Source organism: Marinoscillum sp. (genome assembly GCF_040222955.1).
In the GTDB taxonomy this organism is placed as follows: Bacteria; Bacteroidota; Bacteroidia; order Cytophagales; family Cyclobacteriaceae; genus Marinoscillum.
In genome coordinates, this window is sequence record NZ_JAVKCA010000007.1 from 335,901 (window position 1) to 357,274 (window position 21,374).

Consider the following 21,374-nt stretch of genomic DNA (forward strand, 5'->3'; position numbering starts at 1 on the left):
GAAAACCTGAAGACGTGTGGCGAATACAATTATCACCCCTCTAAAATTCCCTGCTTCGACTGACATTGCGTGTGTGGTGGAGGTTCACTATTTTTATCCCATGGTCAGAGTACACATGCTCTTCAGACTTACACACCGCCAAAATGAGAATATCACAGTTAGTCACTGCCCTCCTGCTCCTATCTTGTACCAATAACAACCCAACGAACTCCTGGACGGTAACCCGACAGCCTGCTGAATATGAAGAACTGGATGCCATCTGGCTGATATGGCCGCCTACGGAGCATAAGAATGGCGAATCGGTTCAAAAGGTCACTATCTCAGTGATAGAGGCACTCATCGATGACCTGAACATTATCGTCACCTGCGGGGATAAAGACCTCTGTGATGAAGCCAGGAAGATCCTGAATTCACGGTTTAAGGAAAGTCAAAACCTAACCATTCGGGAAGTCCCTTCGGTGGAGATATGGGCCAGGGATACAGGTCCCACATTTGTGGAAACAAGTGATGGAAAGCACGCCATTGCCGATTTTAATTTCAACGCCTGGGGATATACCGACACCCTGGATGTGGACACTAAAACCGAGGAGTTATATGACACCCGTGTGGCGGATCTCCTGCAGATACCTGTCATTTCGAGTTCCATGATCAGTGAAGGTGGCAATCGTGAGGTGAACGGACGGGGTACTCTCATGGTAGCAGAGCGTGTGGAGCAAGGCCGAAACCCCCACCTGTCCAGGTCGCAAATGGAAGCAGAGTACAAACGGCTTTTGGGTGTGCAAAAAGTCATTTGGCTCAAACGAGGACTACAGGAAGATGATCATACTTTTTTGGGGCCATTGAATACCGCAGAAGGAACGAAAGCCTATACCGTAGTGACTACCAATGGGCACATTGATGAGTTTGCCCGGTTTGTCAATGATTCTACCATACTATTGGCCCAGGTGGATAGCTCAGCATTCGATGACCCCATGGCCCTGGAAAACCACCAGAGACTGGAAGAAAATTATCAAATCCTTTTGGAGGAAACGGATCAAAATGGAAACCCGTTCAACATCATCAGGATGCCTCTCCCCGAAACGGTCTTTGACAAAATGGCCCCCGGGGATTACGTGTATGATTACATTAAAACACTCGATTACCAGGACGGAACCAGCTTCCCGGATGGTGATACCATTACAGTTGTTGCGGCGGCCAGCTACCTGAATTTTCTGATCACCAACACCGTAGTGATCGGACAAAAGTACTGGCGTGAGGGTATGTCCGATGAAACCAACCTGAAAGACGAACGAGCAAAACGAGTGCTGGAATCGATTTTTCCAGACCGTAAGATCATCATGTTGGATGCCCGAGCTGTCAACCTGGGTGGTGGAGGAATTCACTGCTTCTCCATGCAACAGCCGAAACTGAAACCAAAAGGATAAACCAAAAATGGACTGCAAAAAATATAGGATACCTTCTGCGCTGCCCCTTGCAATATTGTTAGTATCCGGAATGTGCGGTTGCGTATCCGTGAATCAGCAGTTGCAAGACAGTCAGACGGAGAAGCTCAACCACCATGAACTCAATGATTTAGTCACCGGTAAGGATGAGTTCAATGAAACGTTAAACCCAGAGGTGGATCAGCGGGATTTTCCATATTTAGGCACTGAAGCTTTTGAATCCATGATGGGTAGAAGTTTTCAATCGCCATACACCATCCCCGGTCTGGGAACCCTCCAGGCTGGCCGCTATCTGGAACCAGAAATCAGGAATAACTTTTACCCATACGATGACGAACCTTTCGAGATTCTCCAGGACAACCTGCTGTTTACCATCAACTATGGAGGTGGAGGCGCAGATACTCGCCTTGTGGACTTTCAGCTAATATGGAATGGGGAATACTACCTGACCGACAACATTCCCACGGTCGATTTAGTCTTTTCATTCAAAGACCTGAACCATGAGAAGGCCAATGTGTACAGGTATTTGCGCTTCGACCTGGCGCCCCTCAAACTACCCAACGAACAATTGCTCTATATTCACTTTTTAGGCTCAGATGAGCTCATTCCCTATCGGTATTGAATCCTTATGAAAGCACCTCTCTTCCCATGTCCACGCACCCAATCATAGGCATATTTAATGCCATCGCTCCGCTCAATACGGAGATTCAATCACGCCTGGAGCAAATGATTGTCCACCAAACGTTCCCAAAAAATACTGCCCTGCTGGAGATTGGAAAAAAGGCTCAATCCATGTTCTTCATCCATAAAGGGCTGGCCCGGGCTTACTACTTCCATGATGGCAAAGACGTGACCGACTACTTCGCCACGGATGGGCAGTTCATTGGGGCGGTGCCCAGCCTTTTTACCGGCGAGCCGAGCAAAAAAGGGATTCACCTCATCGAAGAGTCGGACATCTATCACTTCACGGCGGTTGATTTTGAAAAGCTCTGTGCCGAATACCACGTGATTGAGCACATCGCCCGACGAATTACCAACTTTGCGATGATCCAGGAGCAGGAACGCATAGAAAGCCTGCGTTTTTACACCATGAAGGAGCGTTATGAACTCATGGAAAAAAAGTACCCTGGCATTATGAACCGATGCCCACTTCATTACATTGCCTCCTACCTTGGCACCACACAAGTGAGCATCAGCAGGATTCGTGCAGGCATCCAGTAGTTTTTTAACATATGTAAAGAGGTCTTCATTTTGGGCTGCTCAACTTTGTCACTATGAAACACCTCACCATCACCATCATTGGAGGCGGGATCGCCGGGCTGTGTACGGCCCTTGCCTTACAAAACCGCGGCATTCGAGCCGAAGTATTTGAAGCCAGTCCGAAACTGGAACCTGTGGGTGCCGGACTGGGGCTGGGTGCCAACGCCATGCTGGCTTTTAAAGAACTTGGTATTTATGATGATGTGGTCCGCATCGGCCGGAGCCTGCCATCATTTACCCTCTATGACCACCTTGGAAAACGCATTTCTCATACGTCTTTTGATCCCCATGATACCATCGGGAGCTTTACCATTCACCGCGCCAGCCTACATGAGCTGCTGCTCTCCCGGCTAGACCCTGCACAGATACACCTGGGAAAAAGAGTGGTGAAATACAATCCCGGAGACTTCTCCGTTGGCCTTACTTTCGACGATGGCAGCACGCACCTCACCAACTACCTGATCGTGGCAGATGGCATTCACTCCACCGTGAGACAAGCACTGCTACCAGCCTCCCTGCCACGCTACTCAGGCTACACCTGCTGGCGGGCAGTTATCGACAATCGCACCCTGGGTGTAGAACACAGTTCGGAAACCTGGGGCCCAAAAGGGCGCATCGGACTGGTACCTCTGCCAGATGATCAACTGTATTGGTTCATCTGCATTAATGCACGGCAAGGAGCCCTGAAACACTATGGGGTGAAGGAACTGTTTGACCAGTTGGGCCACTATCACGCACCCATTCCCGAGGTTTTGGCGGCTACAGAAGACCGGCATTTGATCCATAACGACATCATAGATCTTAAACCCCTGGACCAATTTGCCTTCGGGCGAACCGTCCTCATCGGGGATGCTGCTCATGCCACCACTCCCAACATGGGCCAGGGAGCATGCCAGGCCATAGAAGATGCAGTGGTGCTGGGCCAATGTGTGGAAAAGCTCACAGATACAGAAGAAGCCTTCCGGCTATTTGAACAGCGTCGGCTGAGCCGTACCCGATGGATCGTGGATACCAGCTGGCGACTAGGCAAAGCTGCTCAGTTGGAAAACGGGCTGCTGATTGGGTTGCGAAATGCTGCCCTCAGGTGCCTGCCCCCCTCTGTGAATAAACGCCAGTTGGAAAAACTAAAAGTCGTGGATTTTATGGATCAACACTGACCATGAGGGAGCCTGACTCATAGGATGGATGATCGGCCTGCTCATCCTTCCACACGGCGGTCTACGACCACCTGCTGCTTTGTCACCCTGAGCTCCGATTGCTTTGTCACCCTGAGCTCCGTCGAAGGGTAAGACAAAGCAGCAACCGAGTTCAAATGTGAAAAATACCCAATGATACCTACTCGTTATTCTGCCATGGGACGAATACTATTGGTGGGTAACATGTAAATTTGCCACACACATCCGAATGTGTCCAATTTTTGAAAAATAAAGCCATGTGGGAGCAAAATGTTTAGGCATCAGGGGAAGAGCAGAACCTTAAAACAAAATCTGCGAATTGCTTCTGTATTGTCTTTTGTGGCGGGGATCGTAAATGTGACAGGGTTTCTGTCCTTCAACCAATTGACCACTAATGTCACCGGACATTTTGCACTGTTTATCAATGATGTTGCCCATTTTGACTTCTGGCGTGGGACCATCTATTTCCTCTATATTTTTGTCTTTCTTATCGGCTCTTTCATATCCAGTTTTCTGATCGAACAATTCAACAGAAGCAAAAAGTTAAACGTCTTTGTATTACCCACCATTATTGAATGTCTGATCCTGGTTTTAATTCCCGTCTTCAGCCACCTTTCAGAAATAAAATATCCTGATTTGGTGATTTGTGCGCTGCTCTTCGCCATGGGGGTTCAGAACTCCTTTGTCACTAAGATCTCCAGTGCTGTGGTGAGAACCACTCACCTGACCGGACTCTTTACGGATTTGGGAATTGAGCTGTCGCAGCTATTTTTCCCTAAGTCTTACCCCAATAGGGGAAAAATCAAATCCACCATGAAACTGCGGGTTTACATCATCTCGTTTTTCTTTCTTGGCGGCCTGATTGGCGGCTATTTGTATTCAAGGATGGAGCTGGGCCTGGATACGCTCATTTTCGGAGCGGTGATTCTGGTCTTCAGCCTCTTTTATGACGGCTTGAAATACAAGGTCATCAGAAACAGAAGGAAATACCAACAAAGAAAAACTGCACAACTGAGCAGTGAGGCAGTGCACTAGAAGACAGCCCACTTCCCTTAAAAATAATACTTGACTTGGGATGGGTATTTTCTAACGCCTGGCGGATATTTGGCTCGAACTTGAGATGCAGGATTTTCTAAATATTTAAATACTTACCAACCCTATGATCTTTATCACCCAACTTATCTATGTCATCGAAGGTCAGGAGGCGGTTTTCGATCAGTTTGAAAGCATCGCCATCCCCACCATCCTCCAATACAATGGTCGGCTTCTCCTCAGGGTGAGACCTGATGACCAGGCCATCATAGAGCAGCACATTGACAAGCCATATGAGATCCACCTCGTGGAGTTCGATTCAGAGCAGGATTTCAAAAACTTCATGCAGGATGAAGAACGAAAGAAGTTTCTCCACCTCAAGGAGCAATCCATCAAAGCCACAATACTGGTGCAGGGCATCAGGCTGTGAGATGCCTCACATCCCTGCCGGGGGCTGGTGAAAGGCCACCCTGTTACCCTCCGTATCTTCAAAGTGTGCCACAAACCCATACTCCCCTATGCTCGTCTTAGCATTGAGCACTTTTCCACCAGCCGGCTCTATTTTAGGCAGCACGTCATCAATCTCGGCTACTCCAAAATAGACCAGCGAGCCCTCATAAGAGGGCACGTAAGATTCGGCTTTGATGAGGGTACCACCCGATCCGGGTTGAGAGGGCCGGGATGGAAACCAGGCCATAACAAAATTACCAAAGTCCCTGAGGTCCAGTTTTTGGTCAAGGATGGTTTCATAAAACTTTTGGGCCCGGGCCATATCTGTGACAGGGATTTCGAACCAGTGGACAGGATTGTTCATAGTCGTGGATTTTACGTTAGATCAATTTACTCAAACGGTGTGAAAAAGCAGAAATCAATCGCAATTGACCAAAAGCCTTGATTTGGATCAATGTTTAGGAAGCTAATCCTTCCCAATTTTGTAAAAAAAACAAATATGAAGACCCTGTCAGAAGACCTCATCCAGGACCTAATAGAGCGTACCAGACAAACACTCAATGCCACAGAAATCCTGAAGCAGGAGCCATTTAACCTGCTGAACTGGAAGCCGGCACCGGAGCGCTGGAGCGTGCTGGAGTGCATCGAGCACCTCAACCTTTACGGCGACTTTTACCTTCCTGAAATCGCCCGACGCATTCGCGAAAGCCAGAAACCCGCCGAGCCTTACTTTAAACCTGGCCTGCTGGGCGACTACTTCGCCAAGAGCATGCTCCCCAGGGAAAAGCTGAATAAGATGAAAACCTTCGCTGATAAAAACCCCAATGCGAGTGACCTGACCATAGACAGCATGGATCGGTTCATCAGCCAGCAAAAAGAACTACTTGTGCTGCTGAATAAATCACGCAGTGTCAGCCTCAGCAAAACCAAAACCGCCATCAGCATTTCCAAACTGATCACACTCAGACTTGGAGATACGTTCCGGGTGGTGATCTATCACAACCAGAGACACCTGGTACAAGCCAATAAAGTACTGAACTTACAGGCCCAGCCGGAAGTGGTCAAAGCCTGACCTGAAGCCAAAAAAGCGCATTTACATGCGCTTTTTGCCTTTTCCGTTTATCAACCCCCTGCTCATACCAAAGTAGCCGAAAGCGTGATTTTAGTATTGAGAAGCTTGGAAATCGGGCAAATCTCCTTGGCCTTTTCGGCGATCTCCTGAAACTCAGCAGCCGAAATTTTACTCACCTTACCCTTCAGTTCCAGGTGACTCAGGATGATGGCACCATCTTCAAAAGTGATTTTGGCAGCCGTATCCAGGTCCTCCGGAGGAAAACCCGCTTCACTCAGCAAAAAACTCAACTGCATGGTGAAGCACCCGGCATGAGCCGCACCTATCAGCTCTTCAGGGTTGGTGCCCACCCCATCTTCAAACCTTGTTTTAAAAGAATACTGCGTATCCTTCAGGGTGGTACTTTCTGTGGAAATGGTACCCTTTCCATCTTTGCCTGTTCCTTTCCAGTTGGCACTGGCGTTTCGTGTAAATTTCATATCGTGGTTATTTTTAGGTTATTAAAATCTCTTATCTGTGAAAGATACAATTTCGCCAATTGTTTGATCAGAACATCCATTTCTCCTCGATTTGTGTAAAGCATACACCTCCAAAAGAAAGAATGATGATATTTAATCTCAAAAACAGAAACATATAAATCTTTCCTCCGTATCTCTATATTATCTCACAAATAGAAACATACCATGAAAGGATACCTTGGCGAATTTGAAGAGCTTGTTTTACTGACCATAGCCAACCTGGGCAGCGATGCTTACGGACTGGCTCTGATCAGGGACATTAACGAGCGTGCCGGTCGCAACCTGAGCATGGGCGGAATGCACTCCACCCTCACACGACTGGAAGAAAAAGGCTACATCACCTCATACCTCGGTGAGCCCACCAATGAGCGTGGAGGACGAAGAAAGCGATACTTCGAACTGACCAGTAGTGGCATTGCCAGCCTGAATGACATGAAAGCGCTCCGTGACGAACTCTGGGCCAATGCCAAAGTGAACCTTTCTATATGAAAAATCAGCAACCACCCTCCCCGCCTCGGTTTGCCCAAAGGATCTTCCAGTGGTGGGCCGGTACCGCCGACACAGAAGACCTGCTCGGCGACCTGGATGAACATTTTCTTTACAACCTGCAATCCAGAGGAAAGCGCAAAGCACAATGGATATATGTCGTGCAGGTATGCTCACTCCTATTTTCCTATGCCCTCAGAAAGCGGAAAAGCGCTGCCTCCTACTCTACCTACTACCCTAACAACTCCCTGGCCATGCTCCAAAACTATTTTAAAATAGCCATCAGAAACTTTCAGAAACAGAAGCTCTTCACAGTCATCAACATAGTGGGCCTGGCACTGGGCATGTCTATCTGCCTCCTGGCACTTTCCATGTTCGTATCCATCTTCAGGTTTGATGAGTTTCACGAGAAGAAGGATCGTATTTTTCAGATCAACACTCAAATAGCCGACCGAAACCAAAAGGACCTGTATGCCTCCACTTTGAATGCCGTGGGTGATTATATGGAGGAAAAATATCCCTTTATAGAGCAGGTCATCAAGATCAGGAGCGGATTCAATCCTGAAATACACCATCAGGGTAACCTCATGTCTTTCCACGGCTACTACGCCGGACCATCCTTTTTCCAGACGTTCAGTTTCCCGCTCATCAGCGGAAATCCAGCGACCGCACTGGCGGAGCCTTTTAGCATTATTTTGACCCAGTCCGTAGCGGAAACGCTCTTCCGGGATGACAACCCCATGGGTAAAACCCTAGAAACAGCCACAGGCACCTACCGGGTCACCGGAGTGATGGCCGACCTGAAGCAAACCCATTTCTACTTTCAGGTGCTTACCTCCCATCAGACTTATGAAATGCTGCATGCCGGGGCCAACCTGCAATCTGACTGGAAAACCTATCGCAACAACTATGTCTACGTCCTACTCCGGCCTAATACCTCGCCGGAAACACTCAATGATGCCCTGGCTCAGGTGAGTGCGAATGCCTCAGCATTCAACCCCAACGAAAGCATCACGCTGGAATCAACGGCCCTACCTCAGATCATTCCTTCCTGGAACATCAGCAATGGACTGGGCGTTGGTTGGGACCTGCCCACCATGATTTTCTTCATGGTGCTGGGCCTGCTCATCCTGATGCCGGCCATCTTCAACTATACCAACCTCTCCATTGCCCGCGCACTTAAGCGGGCGAAAGAAATAGGCATCCGAAAGGTAGTGGGTGCCGAGAAAAATCAAATCAAAGCGCAGTTTGTCGTGGAAACCATCCTGCTCACGTTCCTGGCACTCATTGGTTCTATTTTTATTTTCAAGCTCATTCAGACGGAATTTCTCACCATGATCATGGGTGCGGATTCACTGGATACTTCTCTCAGCCTGTCTGTACTTGCTGTATTTATCCTTTTTAGTCTGATTATCGGGATTGTGGCAGGGATCTTCCCGGCGCTGTACTTCTCCCGGCTTAATCCCATTCATACCATCAAAGGGGAAATCAAAAGCAGGTCCGGTGGCGTATCAGGAATCAGAAAGGGGCTTTTTGTCTTTCAGTTTTTCGTCTCGCTGGTCTTCATTATTGGTGTCGGTGCCATCATCAAACAATACGCCTTCGTCCTTAATTACAACCACGGATTTCAGTCGGATCATGTGCTGGCCGTCCCCTTTCAAAGCATTGACAAACAGGTGGTCATTAACGAGTTCAGGACTCATCCGGATGTAAGTGCCGTAACAGCGGCCTCCAACCTGCCCGGACTCCGGCTACCCATCACGGTTGACATCACGCCCAATGAAATCGATACCCTCACTGTCAATCAGGTCTTCATAGGCGAGGACTTTATAGAAAATATGGGCATGACCCTCACATGGGGTGAGAGTGGCAACAAACAGCGGTCCACTCAAAACGAGGAGCTTGTGTTGGTCAATGAACAATTCATCCGCTCTACCTCTGTGTTTGCTGTTCAGAAGGATTCGCTCATTTTCTCACTTGCAGATGGCACCCGGTGCCGAATCGTCGGGATACTGAGAGATTTCAATTTTGAGCCACTGAATGAGCTTATTCATCCCCTCGTCTTCAGGTATTCACTCGCAGAGAGCAATTTTGCCCTCCTTACCGTTCATTCTGCGGACATCAAAAAGACGATCAACGAACTGGACGCCATCTGGACAGGCATCGACCAAAATGCTTCTTTTGAGGCCTCTTTTCTGGACGATAAAATTGAGCAGGCTTACTACTTTCTGGTCGTACAAATAAAGATCTTCGGGTTTCTGAGCGCTTTGGCCATCGTTATTTCCTGTTTGGGGCTGTTGGGGATGGTCTCCTACACCACCGAAAATCGCACCAAGGAGATTGCCATTAGAAAAATCATGGGCGCCTCCAACAAGAGTCTTTACTATACTCTTACAAAGGATTTTGTGAAGCTCATCCTCATCGCGGCAGTCATCGCTATTCCTTTCTCCTACTTCTTTTATGACATGGTATTGTTAAGGATCTTTCTCACCTACAGCGATGGACTGGGCCTGACGGAAATGGTTCTAAGCATCGCCTTTCTCTTTCTGGTTGGCTTTGCGGCCATTTACTGGCAAACCTTCCGCGTGACCAGGGATAACCCCGCTACCAATCTGAGGCATGAGTAGAAATTTTAATCCAAAGAAATCATCCACCTCACCATATCCGTGAAGATCGAGCGCCAATAGGCTTCATTGTGCTGCATATCTGGATGTACAGCCGTATGAATCTGATCTTTTGAGAAACCGCGGGAATCGAGCTGGTCAGCGACACGCCTCATATTGATGGCAGTGGCGGCCTCCTCAGCACCTCCTGCTGAAAAGTACAGTCGCGTCTGCGGATGAAGCGCTACGGTATCGGTAAAATCAAATATCTCTGGGTTAAACCAAAAAGCTGGTGACGGAGCACCCACCATTCCAAAAACTTCCGGATACTTCATGCCGGCATAGTAGGAAATCAGTCCACCCAAAGAACTCCCCACTATGGCGGTATAAGTGGCTTCGGGCTTTGTTTTGTAATGGCCATCAATGTATGGCTTCAGGGTGTGGATCAGAAAATCCACATAGGCTACACCCTCTCCTCCACCATAATCCGCATTGCACCATGGGGCATATTCATCTATTCGTTTATCCCCGCCATTGTCAATTGCCACCACTATCGCAGAAAAATCTGCCTCCGCATAAAGTTGGTTAAGGGCTTCATCCACTCCCCACTCTCCTGAGAAAGAAGTGGCTGCGTCAAACACATTTTGCCCATCCTGCATGTAGATCACTGGGTACCGTTGGTCTCCCGTGTGGTAATTAGGAGGCAGATAAACCCAAATCCTCCTGGACCTGCCAAGCTGAGGAATATCGAAATGATCATCGATGATCGCCACATTGGAAGCCCGGGTGGAAACCACCTCATCGAGGGGTTGATCCGACAGATCTTCCCAGGAGCCAATGCTAACCAAAACTGTGTCCTGCAATCCTGAGAAAGTATAACTCCTGTTTTCGACTTTTGCACCAGTCAGATCACCTTCTACTTTTGACCAGCTACCCCGGGTAAACTTAAACGCAATGCTACCTGTACCCTGAAGCTTGATGTATGGCCGATCATCTCCCTTCAATAGATAATCAGAATCGGCCGGATTCCAGCCATTAAATGAGCCTACAATATAGATAGTGTCCTCCGATGGGTGATTGTCCGGTAAGCTTTCAATGACAAATGTAACCTGCCCTGAGCCTGTGAAGCTCACAATCAAATTCATCAGGAACAGAAAAATGCTTAAGCGCTTCATTCAGAACATCTTTTCAAAGCACTCCTTTGGTACTTGGGAGGCTACTCATTTCATCAGGATTCCGCTTAATAGCCATTTTGATGGCTTTGGCCCAGGCCTTAAAAATCCCTTCAATTTTATGATGCTCGTTGTCTCCCTCCGCCTTAATATTGAGGTTGCATTTGGCTGTATCGGAGAAGGACTTAAAAAAATGCATGAACATCTCCGTAGGCATCTCACCAATTTTCTCCCTCTTAAACTCCGGCTCCCATACCAGCCAGGGACGACCTCCAAAATCGATGGCCACCTGAGCCAGCACATCATCCATAGGCAGCAAAAAGCCATATCGGTTAATCCCCTTTTTATCACCCAAAGCCTTCAAAAAGCATTCGCCTAGGGCCAGGGCTGTATCTTCTATGGTATGATGCTCATCGATGTGCAGGTCCCCTTTCACATTAACCGTTAAATCCATACCCCCGTGCTTACCCAACTGATCCAGCATATGGTCAAAAAAACCAAGTCCGGTTTCAATGGCCGTATTTCCCGATCCATCCAGATTGATGCTGATCAAAATATCCGTCTCCCTGGTGGTTCGCCTCACCGAGGCCTTTCGGGGGTAAAGAACCAAATATTCATAGATTTCTTTCCAACTGGTGGTTGTCAGTTCTGCATTGGTTACCGCTTTATCAGCGATATGAATGGCCTGACATCCAATATTTCTTGCCAGCTGAACGTCTGTGGTTCTATCGCCGAGCACAAAGCTGTTTTTGAGGTCATACGAACCGTCGAGGTACTGCGTGAGCATGCCGGTTCCAGGCTTACGGTTAGGGTGATTATCCTTTGGGAAATGTTCATCTATATGTACGGAATCAAACTTAATTCCTTCACTCTCCAGGGTGCGCATGATCAGGTTATGCACCGGCCAGAAAGTATCTTCAGGAAAAGCATCTGTCCCGAGACCATCCTGGTTAGTGACCATGGCCAGCACATAGTTGGATTCCGCCTGAATTTTTCTCAGGTAAAAAAACACATCCGGCAGGAAATTCAGCTTGTCTATGTGGTCTATTTGTTCGTCTGCTGTCTCGGCATTGATGGTGCCGTCCCGGTCTATAAAAAGGATTGGTCTCATGGGTACAAATTAAATGAACTAATTGTAAAACTGATTGCGCCTAAATTCCCGTAATTCAATGAGTCTCTAGGCAAATGAATGAAGCAATTCCAGCAGCCTATGGTTTTCCGCCGGAGTCCCGACCGTAATCCTCAGGCACCCTTTGCAATGAAGCTCCCTGGTTCTGTTTCTCACGATCACCTTGTGGCTGATCAGGTAAGCAAACAGCTCGTCTGAGCGATCGAACCTAACCAGCAGAAAGTTGGCATGGCTGGAAATTACTTCCTGTACCAGGGGAAAATTTAATAAAGCGGTCTTCAGCTTATCACGTTCCTCCAGCAGTACATTCACCTGACCGATCTTTTTCGCTTCATGAGCCAGGGCCTCAAGTGCCAGGGTTTGATTGGCCAAGCTGAGGTTATAGGGCGGCTTAATTTTTTCCAGCATGCTGATCACAAAGGGATCCCCCATAGCTACCCCCACCCTGATACCGGCCATGCCCCAGGCCTTGCTTAGGGTCTGAAGGACCACCAGGTTTCGGTGATGCTCCAGCTCCGCAATCCAGCTTGGCTCAGAAGAAAAATCAATATAAGCCTCATCCACCACCACAATCCCCGGAAAGCTCCTGAGAATATCAAAAATCACTTCTCTGGAAAGAAGGTTACCCGTTGGGTTATTGGGTGAGCACAGAAACAACAGCTTGGAACTACCGTTCCAAACCTCCTTGAGCTCTTTAAGGTCAATCTGAAAATCAGGAGTAAGCGGAACCAATACATTCTCCACGGCATTGATGGCTGCACTCACGCTGTACATCCCATAAGTAGGTGGCATGGTGATGACATGATTCTGTCTTGGCTCACAAAAGAGCCGGATCAGTAAATCAATAGGTTCATCACTGCCATTCCCGAAAAATATTCGATCTGTGCTGATGCCTTTAATCTCGGACCATCGCTGTTTCAGGGCCTTGTGATGCGGATCAGGGTATCGGTTGTAAAACGCCTCGGTGGCAGACCCCAGCGAGTTCTCATTGGCATCCAGGAAGACCTCAGCCTCCCCTTCAAATTCATCTCTTGCCGAAGAGTAAGCTTTCACCTCCTTCAGGTGATCCCTTATCAGGTTTTCTGGTGATCCCATCTTCTCTCAATTTATTTAATCTGACAGTAACTGCATTTTTGTGCGCATCCAGTAACTCGGCCTCCGCCATGCGCTCAATGGTAGGACCTAAAAGTAAAAGCCCCTCTTTGGTAATGCGCTGATAAGTAATGTTTTTCACAAAGCTATCCAGGGACACCCCACTAAACGACCTGGCCCAGCCGTTGGTAGGCAAGGTGTGATTGGTGCCTGAAGCATAATCCCCAGCAGACTCAGGCGTATATTCTCCTACGAATACAGAACCTGCATTCACCACTTTTTCAGCCATCTTTTCAGCCTTCTCAATACTGATAATGAGGTGTTCGGGTCCATAATCATTCACAATCTTTAACGCCTCCTTCTTCCCTTCCACCACAATAATGGCACTCTTGGCCAAGGCCTTCTCGGCAATTTTCTTCCGACTTAAAGTCGCCAGCTGCCTCACTACCTCGTGATTGATCTCCTCAGCCTTTTTCAGGCTGGTAGCCACCAATATCACCTGGCTATCGGGGCCATGCTCTGCCTGTGCCAGTAAGTCTGAGGCTGCATATACCGCATCAGAATTCTTATCCACTACCACCATGACCTCAGAAGGTCCTGCTGGCATGTCGATAGCTACGTCCTGCTTAGCCAGCATCTGCTTGGCCACAGTGACGTACTGGTTTCCAGGGCCAAAGATCTTATCCACTTTGGGAACAGTAGCCGTGCCGTAACCCATGGCCGCAATGGCCTGGGCACCACCCAGCTTCAATACTTTGCTCACCCCCACCAGCTGTGCAGTATAGAGCACCACCGGATTAATCTTACCCAGTCGGTTGGTAGGTGATGAAATGATGATCTCTTCGCATCCGGCTATTTTTGCCGGGATAGCCAGCATCAGCACCGTAGAAAACAACGGCGCTGACCCTCCGGGAACATAGAGGCCAACCTTCTGAATGGGGACCGAACGCCGGCTGCACATCACGCCAGGCATCACCTCCATCACCAGTTGCTGCTGACGCTGCGCTTCATGAAATTTCTTCACATTCTGATAGGCAATCTGTATGGCCTCCTTGAGCGTGGCGGGCACTTCATCAGCCGCTGTAGCAAACTCCGCCTCCGTGATCCAAAGATCCTCCAACTCTACATGATCATACTCAAGGGCCAGCTTTCGCAAGGCTTTGTCACCACCTCGTTTTACCTTTTCCAGAATAGGTTCAACCACTTTCTCTATCTTGGAAAAGTCATAGGACGGTCGCTGCAGTATCTCTACCAGTTGCTCGCCCTCCGGGTTTTCGTAAACAGGGATCATTTGATCATTTTTTCAATTGGAACGACTAATATACCTTCTGCACCCGCTTCACGGAGCTTCTCTATGTTTTCCCAAAAATCATCTTCGTTGATCACCGAATGAATGCTGCTCCATCCCTCCTGCGCCAATGGCAATACCGTAGGGCTACGCATTCCGGGCAGCAGGCTGATGATTCTGTCCAGTGAAGCATTCGGAGCATTCAGCAAAACATATTTATTGTTTTTTCCCTCCAGTACGGAGTTGATCCTGAAAATGAGCTGGTTCAGCAACACTCTTTTTTCGTCGCTCAGCTTGCTATCGGCTACCATCACGGCCTCCGATTTCATCACGGTTTCTACCTCCTTCAGACCATTGCTGAGTAAGGTACTTCCGGAGCTCACAATATCGCAGATTCCCTCTGCAAGTCCTATACCCGGTGCTATTTCTACTGATCCGCTAATCTGATGGATCTCGGCGGTGATCCCTTTAGTGTCCAGAAACTTCTTCAGGATATTGGGATACGAAGTGGCGATATTTTTACCTTCAAAAAATGAAATATCAGAGTATTTCTCCTCCCGGGGTACTGCCAGAGACAGGCGGCATTTGGAAAACCCAAGATGTTTGACAACTTCTATTTGCTTCTGATACTCTTCATGAACATTTTGACCTACGATACCAATATCGGCAATTCCATCCTCCACGTACCCCGGAATATCATCATCCCTGAGGAAAAGGAATTCAATGGGAAAATTAGAAGATTGTGCCTTCAGCTTCTTGGCACCATTGTTAAACTTGATACCACATTCTTTGAAGAGCCTCAATGAGTCTTCGCTTAGTCTGCCAGATTTTTGAATGGCTACTTTTAGATTCGACATAAGGAAAATTATGAAATGAAAAGAGTTTGTATGAAGGATATATGCGCAATTGATCTTATTTACTCAGAGAGAGTATGCCTTAAGAGCAATGATGGGGGTGATGATGTAGCGCGTATGTCATGGCAGCAAATGTATAACTGAAATCTTGATAAAATCAATAGTATATAAAAAAACCCCGTCGATGCGGGGTTATTTTTTCATTAAGCGTTGTCCAATCCAAAGGTCCAAACAGGCACCTGAGAGTGATTGACCACATCTTCAGCGATGCTCCCTGCCAGAAAATGCCCTACTCCTCTTCTTTGCCGCGTACCAATAGCAATCAGGTCTGCGTCGATATCTTCAGCAAAGGCAATCACGCCATCTTCTTCATTAGAGTAGTTATAGCTCTCGTGCGTGAAGTTTTCAATCCCAAACTTGGAAATAAAGTCTTCCATCTGCTTCCTGTCGTGCCGGGTGGAAGTGAAGCTCGCCGGGGTATTGATTTTAACCAGCCTTAGTTTCGCTCCAAACACTTTCTGTAGCTTCTTCACATGATCCACAAATGAAACAGGTACATCATGATAGTTGGATGCCAGCACAATGTCTTTTATGTCGTTGGCACTGGTGGCTCTTGCAATGGTGATCACAGGGCATTTGGAATAACGTACCATCCGCTCGGCATTGGATCCTACAAAAAACTCCTCAGCTCCGGACGAACCGGATGTACCCATCACCACCAGTTCAATATTAGAAGTTTTGATTTCCTCAGAAATTTCCTTGAAGGGCTGACCAAGGACAATCTTGTATTTCAGGGTAATGTCTTTATAAGTGGAATCCGCCATAATGGCCTCCATTTTCCCTTTTACAGTATCAATCAGCATTTTGATGTAAAGGCTCTCCATCGGGTCGTGTCCTACAATCCCCATGGTCTTGATGGTATCAGGAGTAGGTTGCTCTATGACGTTGATCAGGGTAACCTTACAATCACTGCCCTTCCTAGCCAACTCAGTAGCAAAGTTAAGTGCATGGTGAGCGACATCTGAAAAGTCATATGGTACTAGAATATTCTTCATGGCCTGCTTTTGATTATTTTAAAATTTGGATTTGATTCTAAGTTAATCAAATCTCGGTGTTTTACAATTTGATATTTATCAGCTAAACACCACCTGACCCAGCCCAAACAATATGACAAAAATCAGTGTGGTTAAAGCCAACTGCTTCAAAAACGGGTCAAGGCCCTGGGATGTTTTCATTATTTTCACGGCTCTGGCATTGGAATAGAGCATGGGGAGTACCAAAAGAAAGAGAAAGGAAAACCCCCTTGGGTTAACAATAGCCACATAAACGCAACTGGATATCACGGCCATACTGAGCAGAAACCAATGATACAAAACGGCATTTGACCTGCCAATCCTTACCGGAATGCTATACTTACCCGCTTTTTGATCTGAATCAATGTCACGAATGTTGTTCACATTGAGCACTCCCACAGCCAGCAGACCACAGCTCAGAGCTGGCAGGAGGATCAAAGAGTCCAAAGTATTTGCATACAGGTAATAACTACCGCCCACTCCCACCAGACCAAAGAAAATGAGCACAAACAAATCACCAAAGCCCGCATATCCATAGGGCTTTTTGCCCACCGTGTATTTGATGGCTGCTACAATAGCCCCCAACCCCAGAATGAGAAAAATGATGATTTCAGTCCATCGGTCGCCAAAAGACAGAAAGATCAGCCAGAGGCCTGAAAACAGGGAGAGTAAGGAAAATACAATCAGCGCCCTTTTCATTGCGCTCAAAGAGATCAGCCCGGATGATACGGTACGTTTCGGGCCAGTGCGCTGGACTCCGTCTACACCGGAAGTGGCATCACCGTAATCATTGGCCAGGTTAGAAAGCACCTGCAAAAACAAAGTGGTCACAAGGCTCCATATCAGAATAGGCCAGCTAAAACAGCCATTAGCAGCTGCAAGAAAGGCACCCATAAAAATACAGGAGAATGCCAACGGAAGGGTCCTGAACCTAAATGCCTGTAGCCATGCTTTGATCTTTTTCATACGGTGTATATGTTCATCACATGCGATCTGGTACAGCGATTCCTAACAGGCCCATCGAGCGCTTGATCACCTGAGCTACCGATTTAGAAAGGGCAATTCTCAAACCAACCACCTCTTTTCGTTCTTCATTGAAAATGGGTACCTCCTGATAAAAACCATTGTACTCCTTGGCCAGGTCATAAACGTACTGAGCCACCAGTGCAGGAGAATAGTCCCTGGCAGCGGCCGCTATTGTTTTGGGGAAATCTGTGAGTTTATGAATGAGCTCCAACTCTCTCGGATGAAGGGAAATACCGGCAGCGTCAAATTCTGTAGACACCTCCAGAGTCCGTGCTCTTCTCAAGATCGCCGATATACGTGCATGGGTATATTGAATAAATGGACCTGTGTTTCCCTGAAACTCAATGGACTCTTGCGGATCAAACAGCATCCGCTTTTTGGGATCTACCTTTAACAGGAAGTATTTGATCGCTCCCAGTCCCAATGTCCGATAAAGTGCCTCGGCTTCCTCTTCTGTAAGTCCTTCAATTTTACCCAGCTCTCTGGTCTGACGCTCTGCGGTATCAAACATCTCCTGCATGATGTCATCCGCATCTACCACAGTCCCCTCACGGGACTTCATTTTGCCCGTTGGCAGGTCTACCATCCCATAAGAAAGATGATACAGCCCGTCTGCATAAGGTCTCTGAAGTTTCTTCATGATACTAAAAAGCACCTTGAAGTGATAATCCTGCTCATTGCCCACTACGTATACAGATTTCTCAAACGGAAAGTCATCATGTTTGAGCTCACAGGTACCAATGTCCTGGGTGATGTACACCGAAGTGCCATCTCCGCGCTGCACCAGTTTTTCATCCAACTTTTCATCCGCCAGATCCACCCATACAGAGCCATCTTCCTTGGTGAAAAACACTCCCTTCTCCAGTCCTTCCTGAATGATGTCCTTGCCCAGGAGATAAGTCTGTGACTCGTGGTAGATCTTATCAAACGAGATGCCCATGGTCTGATACGAAGCATCAAAACCCTCAAACACCCAGTCATTGAGTTTTTGCCAAAGGGCCACAGTCTTTTCGTCTCCGTCTTCCCACTTCTTCAGCATCTCCTGAGCTTCCAGAATCAATGGCGCTTGCTTTTTCGCCTCATCCGGATCCATTCCCTGATGAACCAGCCCCTCTATTTCTTTCTTATACTCCTTATCAAAAAGCACATAATACTTCCCGATAAGGTGGTCACCTTTCAAACCGGAGCTGTCGGGAGTCTCTCCATTTCCTAACTTTTCATAAGCCAGCATGGACTTACAGATGTGTATGCCTCGGTCGTTCACCAAATTCACCTTCATCACCTCACATCCGCTGGCCTCCAGGATTTTGGCTACAGAATCTCCCAAAAAGTTGTTTCTGAGGTGGCCCAGATGAAGGGGTTTATTGGTATTGGGTGAGCTGAATTCCACCATCACCTTTTGCCCATTTCCGGCCAGGGTACCAAAACGCTCATCCTGATGAATCTTTTCGAAAGCAGACAACCAGGTGGCATCGGATATTGAAAGATTTAGGAACCCTTTTACCACGTTGTAGTCGCTGACCATCGAAGTATGATTTTTGAGATACTCACCTATCAGCTGACCCGATTCCTCAGGTCCTTTTTTGGTTTGCTTCAGGTAAGAAAAAGTCACCAGCGTGTGCGTGCCTTCAAATTCCTTTCGCGTGGGCTGCAGCGAAAAGCTCTCAACATCCAATTCAAATTGAAATAAGCTTTTGAATGCTGATGCGATTTCCTGCTTTAATTCCTTCTCAATTAACTCCATTCTTGTTTTTTATTTCTTCGGCAAAAATACCTCTGCCATCATACATCTGGCGCTGCCTCCACCCAGGCACTCAATGGTATCCAGAGAGCTGTACAACAGTTTTCCGTGTTGGCTCAACTGACCCTTCTGGGCTTCATCCAGAGACTTAAAAGCCGACTCTGACATGACGATGTATCGCTCATTTTTATCATTTAATACCTGAAGCATGTTCCCTGCAAACCGCTCCTTTTGCTCTTCCGTGATAAAAATCACTTCCTTTCCGGTGTTTTCAAAAGAACGAATCACCGCACTCTTTTCCAGTTCATCATCGATGCTCTGAGCACATATAAGCGCAAAGCCCTCACCCAGGCACATCATTACATTGGTGTGGTAAATGGGCAAGCGCTCACCGTTTACGGTCTGGTTGGCCTGAAAAGAGACAATATCAAAGCCGGTGTGCTCGTGAAAATCCTTCAAAACATCAGGATGAGTACGCTCAGAAATGGCTGCGTAAGCGATCTTATGCTGGCGGTCGAGAATCAAACTTCCAGTGCCCTCCAGAAACTTATGCTCAGCCTCCCAATCCAGGTAACCTGAAATGGAAGTGATGTTGAATTTTTCGCCCAGATCAGCCAGCAGGTCATCCCGTCGCTCCAGTCGGCGATTCTGTGCATACATGGGATACAGAATCACCTCTCCCGACTCATGGAAACTCACCCAGTTGTTAGGGAAAATAGAATCAGGGGTTTCGGGCTCCAGTGTATCATCAAAGACGATCACCTGTACACCTTCAGCACGTAGCTTATTTACAAAGCTATCAAACTCAGCCAGGGCATTTTCCTGAATCTCCTCCTTTGATAAGCCCGCAATGGTTTTTTGGTAATAATTATTCACTGCCGTCTGCTCGTTCATATGAAAAGCTACCGGCCGTATCATCATCAGGGTATTTGTAATCTGCTTGCTCATTTTCTTCTCAGAGGTAAAGTAGAACATCTCAACAGTCCTTCCTGCTTGGCGATTTCCGCATAGGGAATCTCCTCCACCGTCATCCCGTGACTTCTCAGCCACTGATTCAGACGGGTGAAGTTTCGCTCGGATACCACCACATTCGGGGCTATGGAAAACACATTACTCATCATGTGGTACATTTCCCGCTTGCTGATGTGAAAAAGGTTTTCCATTCCGAACAAATCTACCAAATACTGATAGTCCGACTCCTGTCTGAACCCTTCTTTGTGGATGATGGCCTTGTCCTTCCCTACCGGCTGAAAGCAGCAATCCAGGTGGAGGGCATTATCCTCAGCAATGGTATTGGATTTATTCAGATCAAACTCCCTGACGATCTTATCCGGAAAAAAATCCTTCAGAAACTGAACGCCTTCCATATTGGTCCTGGCGGTAATAAAGCCGGGATAGTCGGGGCCTTTATAAGTACCCACAAACAGATGATCTCCGTGAACCATCACATCACCACCTTCCACGTGCACCTCCGCCGGAGGTTTGATCACTTTATCAGGATCCATTTGGCCGATGACATATTCAATGGCTTCCAACTCAGGCTCCCTATCGGGAAGAATATTGGATTTGAAAAAATAATCATCCACCACAAAGGCAATATCTCGTGCAAATATCTGATTGAGGTCGACCCGTAATTCCGGGCGATAAACCTTCACGTTGTATTTTTCAAATACCTGCCTGAAGGCCTCCATTTCAGGAACCATATCAGTCTCCTTTGGATAGGTTCCGGCCCTGATATGCTCAGCAGACTTGGGGTCATATGCGTCTGCTAAATTGGGGGTGCCGCCGAAACTATCCGCTATGCCTAAAATCACAGCTTCAAGGGGTGAAGTTTCGTCTTTAATGTTTAGCTTGATCATGGGGTCATGTTGTAAAACAAGACCGCAAAGCTAAATGATCGAAAACATATTCGGCAGACATCAATTATTAATATTGTTAGGGGTGAGAATTGTGATTTTTTT

21 protein-coding genes are annotated in these 21,374 nt (G+C 47.4%); 9 read left to right on the forward strand and 12 right to left on the reverse strand.

Going from position 1 to position 21,374, the window contains the following annotated elements; genetic code table 11:
• The first annotated feature begins 143 nt into the window (after window positions 1–143).
• The 6 genes from RIH33_RS03535 (at window position 144) to RIH33_RS03560 (ending at window position 5,339) form a co-directional block, all read left to right on the forward strand.
• Window positions 144–1,424 (forward strand): agmatine/peptidylarginine deiminase, encoded by a 1,281-nt coding sequence (locus tag RIH33_RS03535; RefSeq protein WP_406653715.1) that lies wholly within the window; start codon window positions 144–146, stop codon window positions 1,422–1,424.
• Between the two features lie 7 nt (window positions 1,425–1,431).
• A complete protein-coding gene (locus tag RIH33_RS03540; RefSeq protein WP_406653716.1) occupies window positions 1,432–2,064 on the forward strand; it encodes a hypothetical protein in 633 nt (210 codons plus the stop codon).
• 26 nt (window positions 2,065–2,090) lie between these two features.
• Window positions 2,091–2,663, forward strand: a complete 573-nt coding sequence (locus RIH33_RS03545) for a Crp/Fnr family transcriptional regulator (protein ID WP_406653717.1) — start codon at window positions 2,091–2,093, stop codon at window positions 2,661–2,663.
• A 53-nt stretch (window positions 2,664–2,716) separates the two neighbouring features.
• Window positions 2,717–3,859, forward strand: coding sequence for an FAD-dependent monooxygenase (locus tag RIH33_RS03550; RefSeq protein WP_406653718.1), 1,143 nt, complete (start codon window positions 2,717–2,719; stop codon window positions 3,857–3,859).
• A gap of 288 nt (window positions 3,860–4,147) precedes the next feature.
• On the forward strand, window positions 4,148–4,912 hold the full coding sequence (locus RIH33_RS03555; protein WP_406653719.1) for a YoaK family protein: 765 nt from the start codon (window positions 4,148–4,150) through the stop codon (window positions 4,910–4,912).
• Window positions 4,913–5,036: 124 nt separating this feature from the next.
• Window positions 5,037–5,339: a DUF1330 domain-containing protein gene (locus RIH33_RS03560; RefSeq protein ID WP_406653720.1), complete on the forward strand. Its 303-nt coding sequence runs from the start codon at window positions 5,037–5,039 to the stop codon at window positions 5,337–5,339.
• 6 nt (window positions 5,340–5,345) lie between these two features.
• Here the strand turns inward: RIH33_RS03560 and RIH33_RS03565 are convergent, their stop codons facing one another.
• The gene (locus tag RIH33_RS03565) at window positions 5,346–5,723 is read right to left on the reverse strand and encodes a VOC family protein (RefSeq protein WP_406653721.1); all 378 of its coding nucleotides are present in this window, start codon (window positions 5,721–5,723) and stop codon (window positions 5,346–5,348) included.
• A 135-nt stretch (window positions 5,724–5,858) separates the two neighbouring features.
• Between RIH33_RS03565 and RIH33_RS03570 the strand changes: the two genes are divergently transcribed.
• Window positions 5,859–6,431 carry a DinB family protein gene (locus RIH33_RS03570; protein ID WP_406653722.1) on the forward strand — a complete coding sequence of 191 codons (573 nt, stop codon included), beginning with the start codon at window positions 5,859–5,861 and terminating at the stop codon, window positions 6,429–6,431.
• A gap of 62 nt (window positions 6,432–6,493) precedes the next feature.
• Here RIH33_RS03570 and RIH33_RS03575 read toward each other — a convergent pair whose 3' ends face one another.
• Window positions 6,494–6,910, reverse strand: a complete 417-nt coding sequence (locus RIH33_RS03575; protein ID WP_406653724.1) for an OsmC family protein — start codon at window positions 6,908–6,910, stop codon at window positions 6,494–6,496.
• Between the two features lie 204 nt (window positions 6,911–7,114).
• Here RIH33_RS03575 and RIH33_RS03580 point away from each other — a divergent pair, with 204 nt between their 5' ends.
• Window positions 7,115–7,438 (forward strand): PadR family transcriptional regulator, encoded by a 324-nt coding sequence (locus RIH33_RS03580; RefSeq protein WP_406653725.1) that lies wholly within the window; start codon window positions 7,115–7,117, stop codon window positions 7,436–7,438.
• On the forward strand, window positions 7,435–10,062 hold the full coding sequence (locus RIH33_RS03585) for an ABC transporter permease (protein ID WP_406653727.1): 2,628 nt from the start codon (window positions 7,435–7,437) through the stop codon (window positions 10,060–10,062). Before RIH33_RS03580 ends, RIH33_RS03585 begins: the two co-directional genes overlap by 4 nt.
• A 5-nt stretch (window positions 10,063–10,067) precedes the next feature.
• On the opposite strand, the gene RIH33_RS03590 is transcribed toward RIH33_RS03585, so the two are convergent.
• From RIH33_RS03590 to RIH33_RS03635, 10 genes are all read right to left on the reverse strand, one after another.
• Window positions 10,068–11,213: an alpha/beta hydrolase gene (locus RIH33_RS03590; RefSeq protein WP_406653729.1), complete on the reverse strand. Its 1,146-nt coding sequence runs from the start codon at window positions 11,211–11,213 to the stop codon at window positions 10,068–10,070.
• Between the two features lie 13 nt (window positions 11,214–11,226).
• Entirely contained in the window at window positions 11,227–12,321 is a 1,095-nt protein-coding gene (gene hisB / locus RIH33_RS03595; RefSeq protein WP_406653730.1) for a bifunctional histidinol-phosphatase/imidazoleglycerol-phosphate dehydratase HisB, read from the reverse strand.
• A 66-nt stretch (window positions 12,322–12,387) separates the two neighbouring features.
• On the reverse strand, window positions 12,388–13,434 hold the full coding sequence (gene hisC, locus RIH33_RS03600; protein WP_406653731.1) for a histidinol-phosphate transaminase: 1,047 nt from the start codon (window positions 13,432–13,434) through the stop codon (window positions 12,388–12,390).
• A complete protein-coding gene (gene hisD / locus RIH33_RS03605) occupies window positions 13,364–14,719 on the reverse strand; it encodes a histidinol dehydrogenase (RefSeq protein ID WP_406654034.1) in 1,356 nt (451 codons plus the stop codon). Before hisD ends, hisC begins: the two co-directional genes overlap by 71 nt.
• Window positions 14,719–15,576, reverse strand: coding sequence for an ATP phosphoribosyltransferase (gene hisG, locus RIH33_RS03610; protein ID WP_406653733.1), 858 nt, complete (start codon window positions 15,574–15,576; stop codon window positions 14,719–14,721). Before hisG ends, hisD begins: the two co-directional genes overlap by 1 nt.
• Window positions 15,577–15,776: 200 nt before the next feature.
• The gene (locus RIH33_RS03615) at window positions 15,777–16,628 is read right to left on the reverse strand and encodes a universal stress protein (RefSeq protein ID WP_406653734.1); all 852 of its coding nucleotides are present in this window, start codon (window positions 16,626–16,628) and stop codon (window positions 15,777–15,779) included.
• A gap of 78 nt (window positions 16,629–16,706) precedes the next feature.
• Window positions 16,707–17,612 carry a 1,4-dihydroxy-2-naphthoate polyprenyltransferase gene (locus RIH33_RS03620; RefSeq protein ID WP_406653735.1) on the reverse strand — a complete coding sequence of 302 codons (906 nt, stop codon included), beginning with the start codon at window positions 17,610–17,612 and terminating at the stop codon, window positions 16,707–16,709.
• A gap of 16 nt (window positions 17,613–17,628) precedes the next feature.
• The gene (gene argS, locus RIH33_RS03625; protein ID WP_406653736.1) at window positions 17,629–19,416 is read right to left on the reverse strand and encodes an arginine--tRNA ligase; all 1,788 of its coding nucleotides are present in this window, start codon (window positions 19,414–19,416) and stop codon (window positions 17,629–17,631) included.
• A gap of 9 nt (window positions 19,417–19,425) precedes the next feature.
• Entirely contained in the window at window positions 19,426–20,361 is a 936-nt protein-coding gene (gene ctlX, locus RIH33_RS03630; protein WP_406653738.1) for a citrulline utilization hydrolase CtlX, read from the reverse strand.
• Window positions 20,358–21,272: a dimethylarginine dimethylaminohydrolase family protein gene (locus RIH33_RS03635; protein WP_406653739.1), complete on the reverse strand. Its 915-nt coding sequence runs from the start codon at window positions 21,270–21,272 to the stop codon at window positions 20,358–20,360. Before RIH33_RS03635 ends, ctlX begins: the two co-directional genes overlap by 4 nt.
• Window positions 21,273–21,374: the final 102 nt, after the last annotated feature.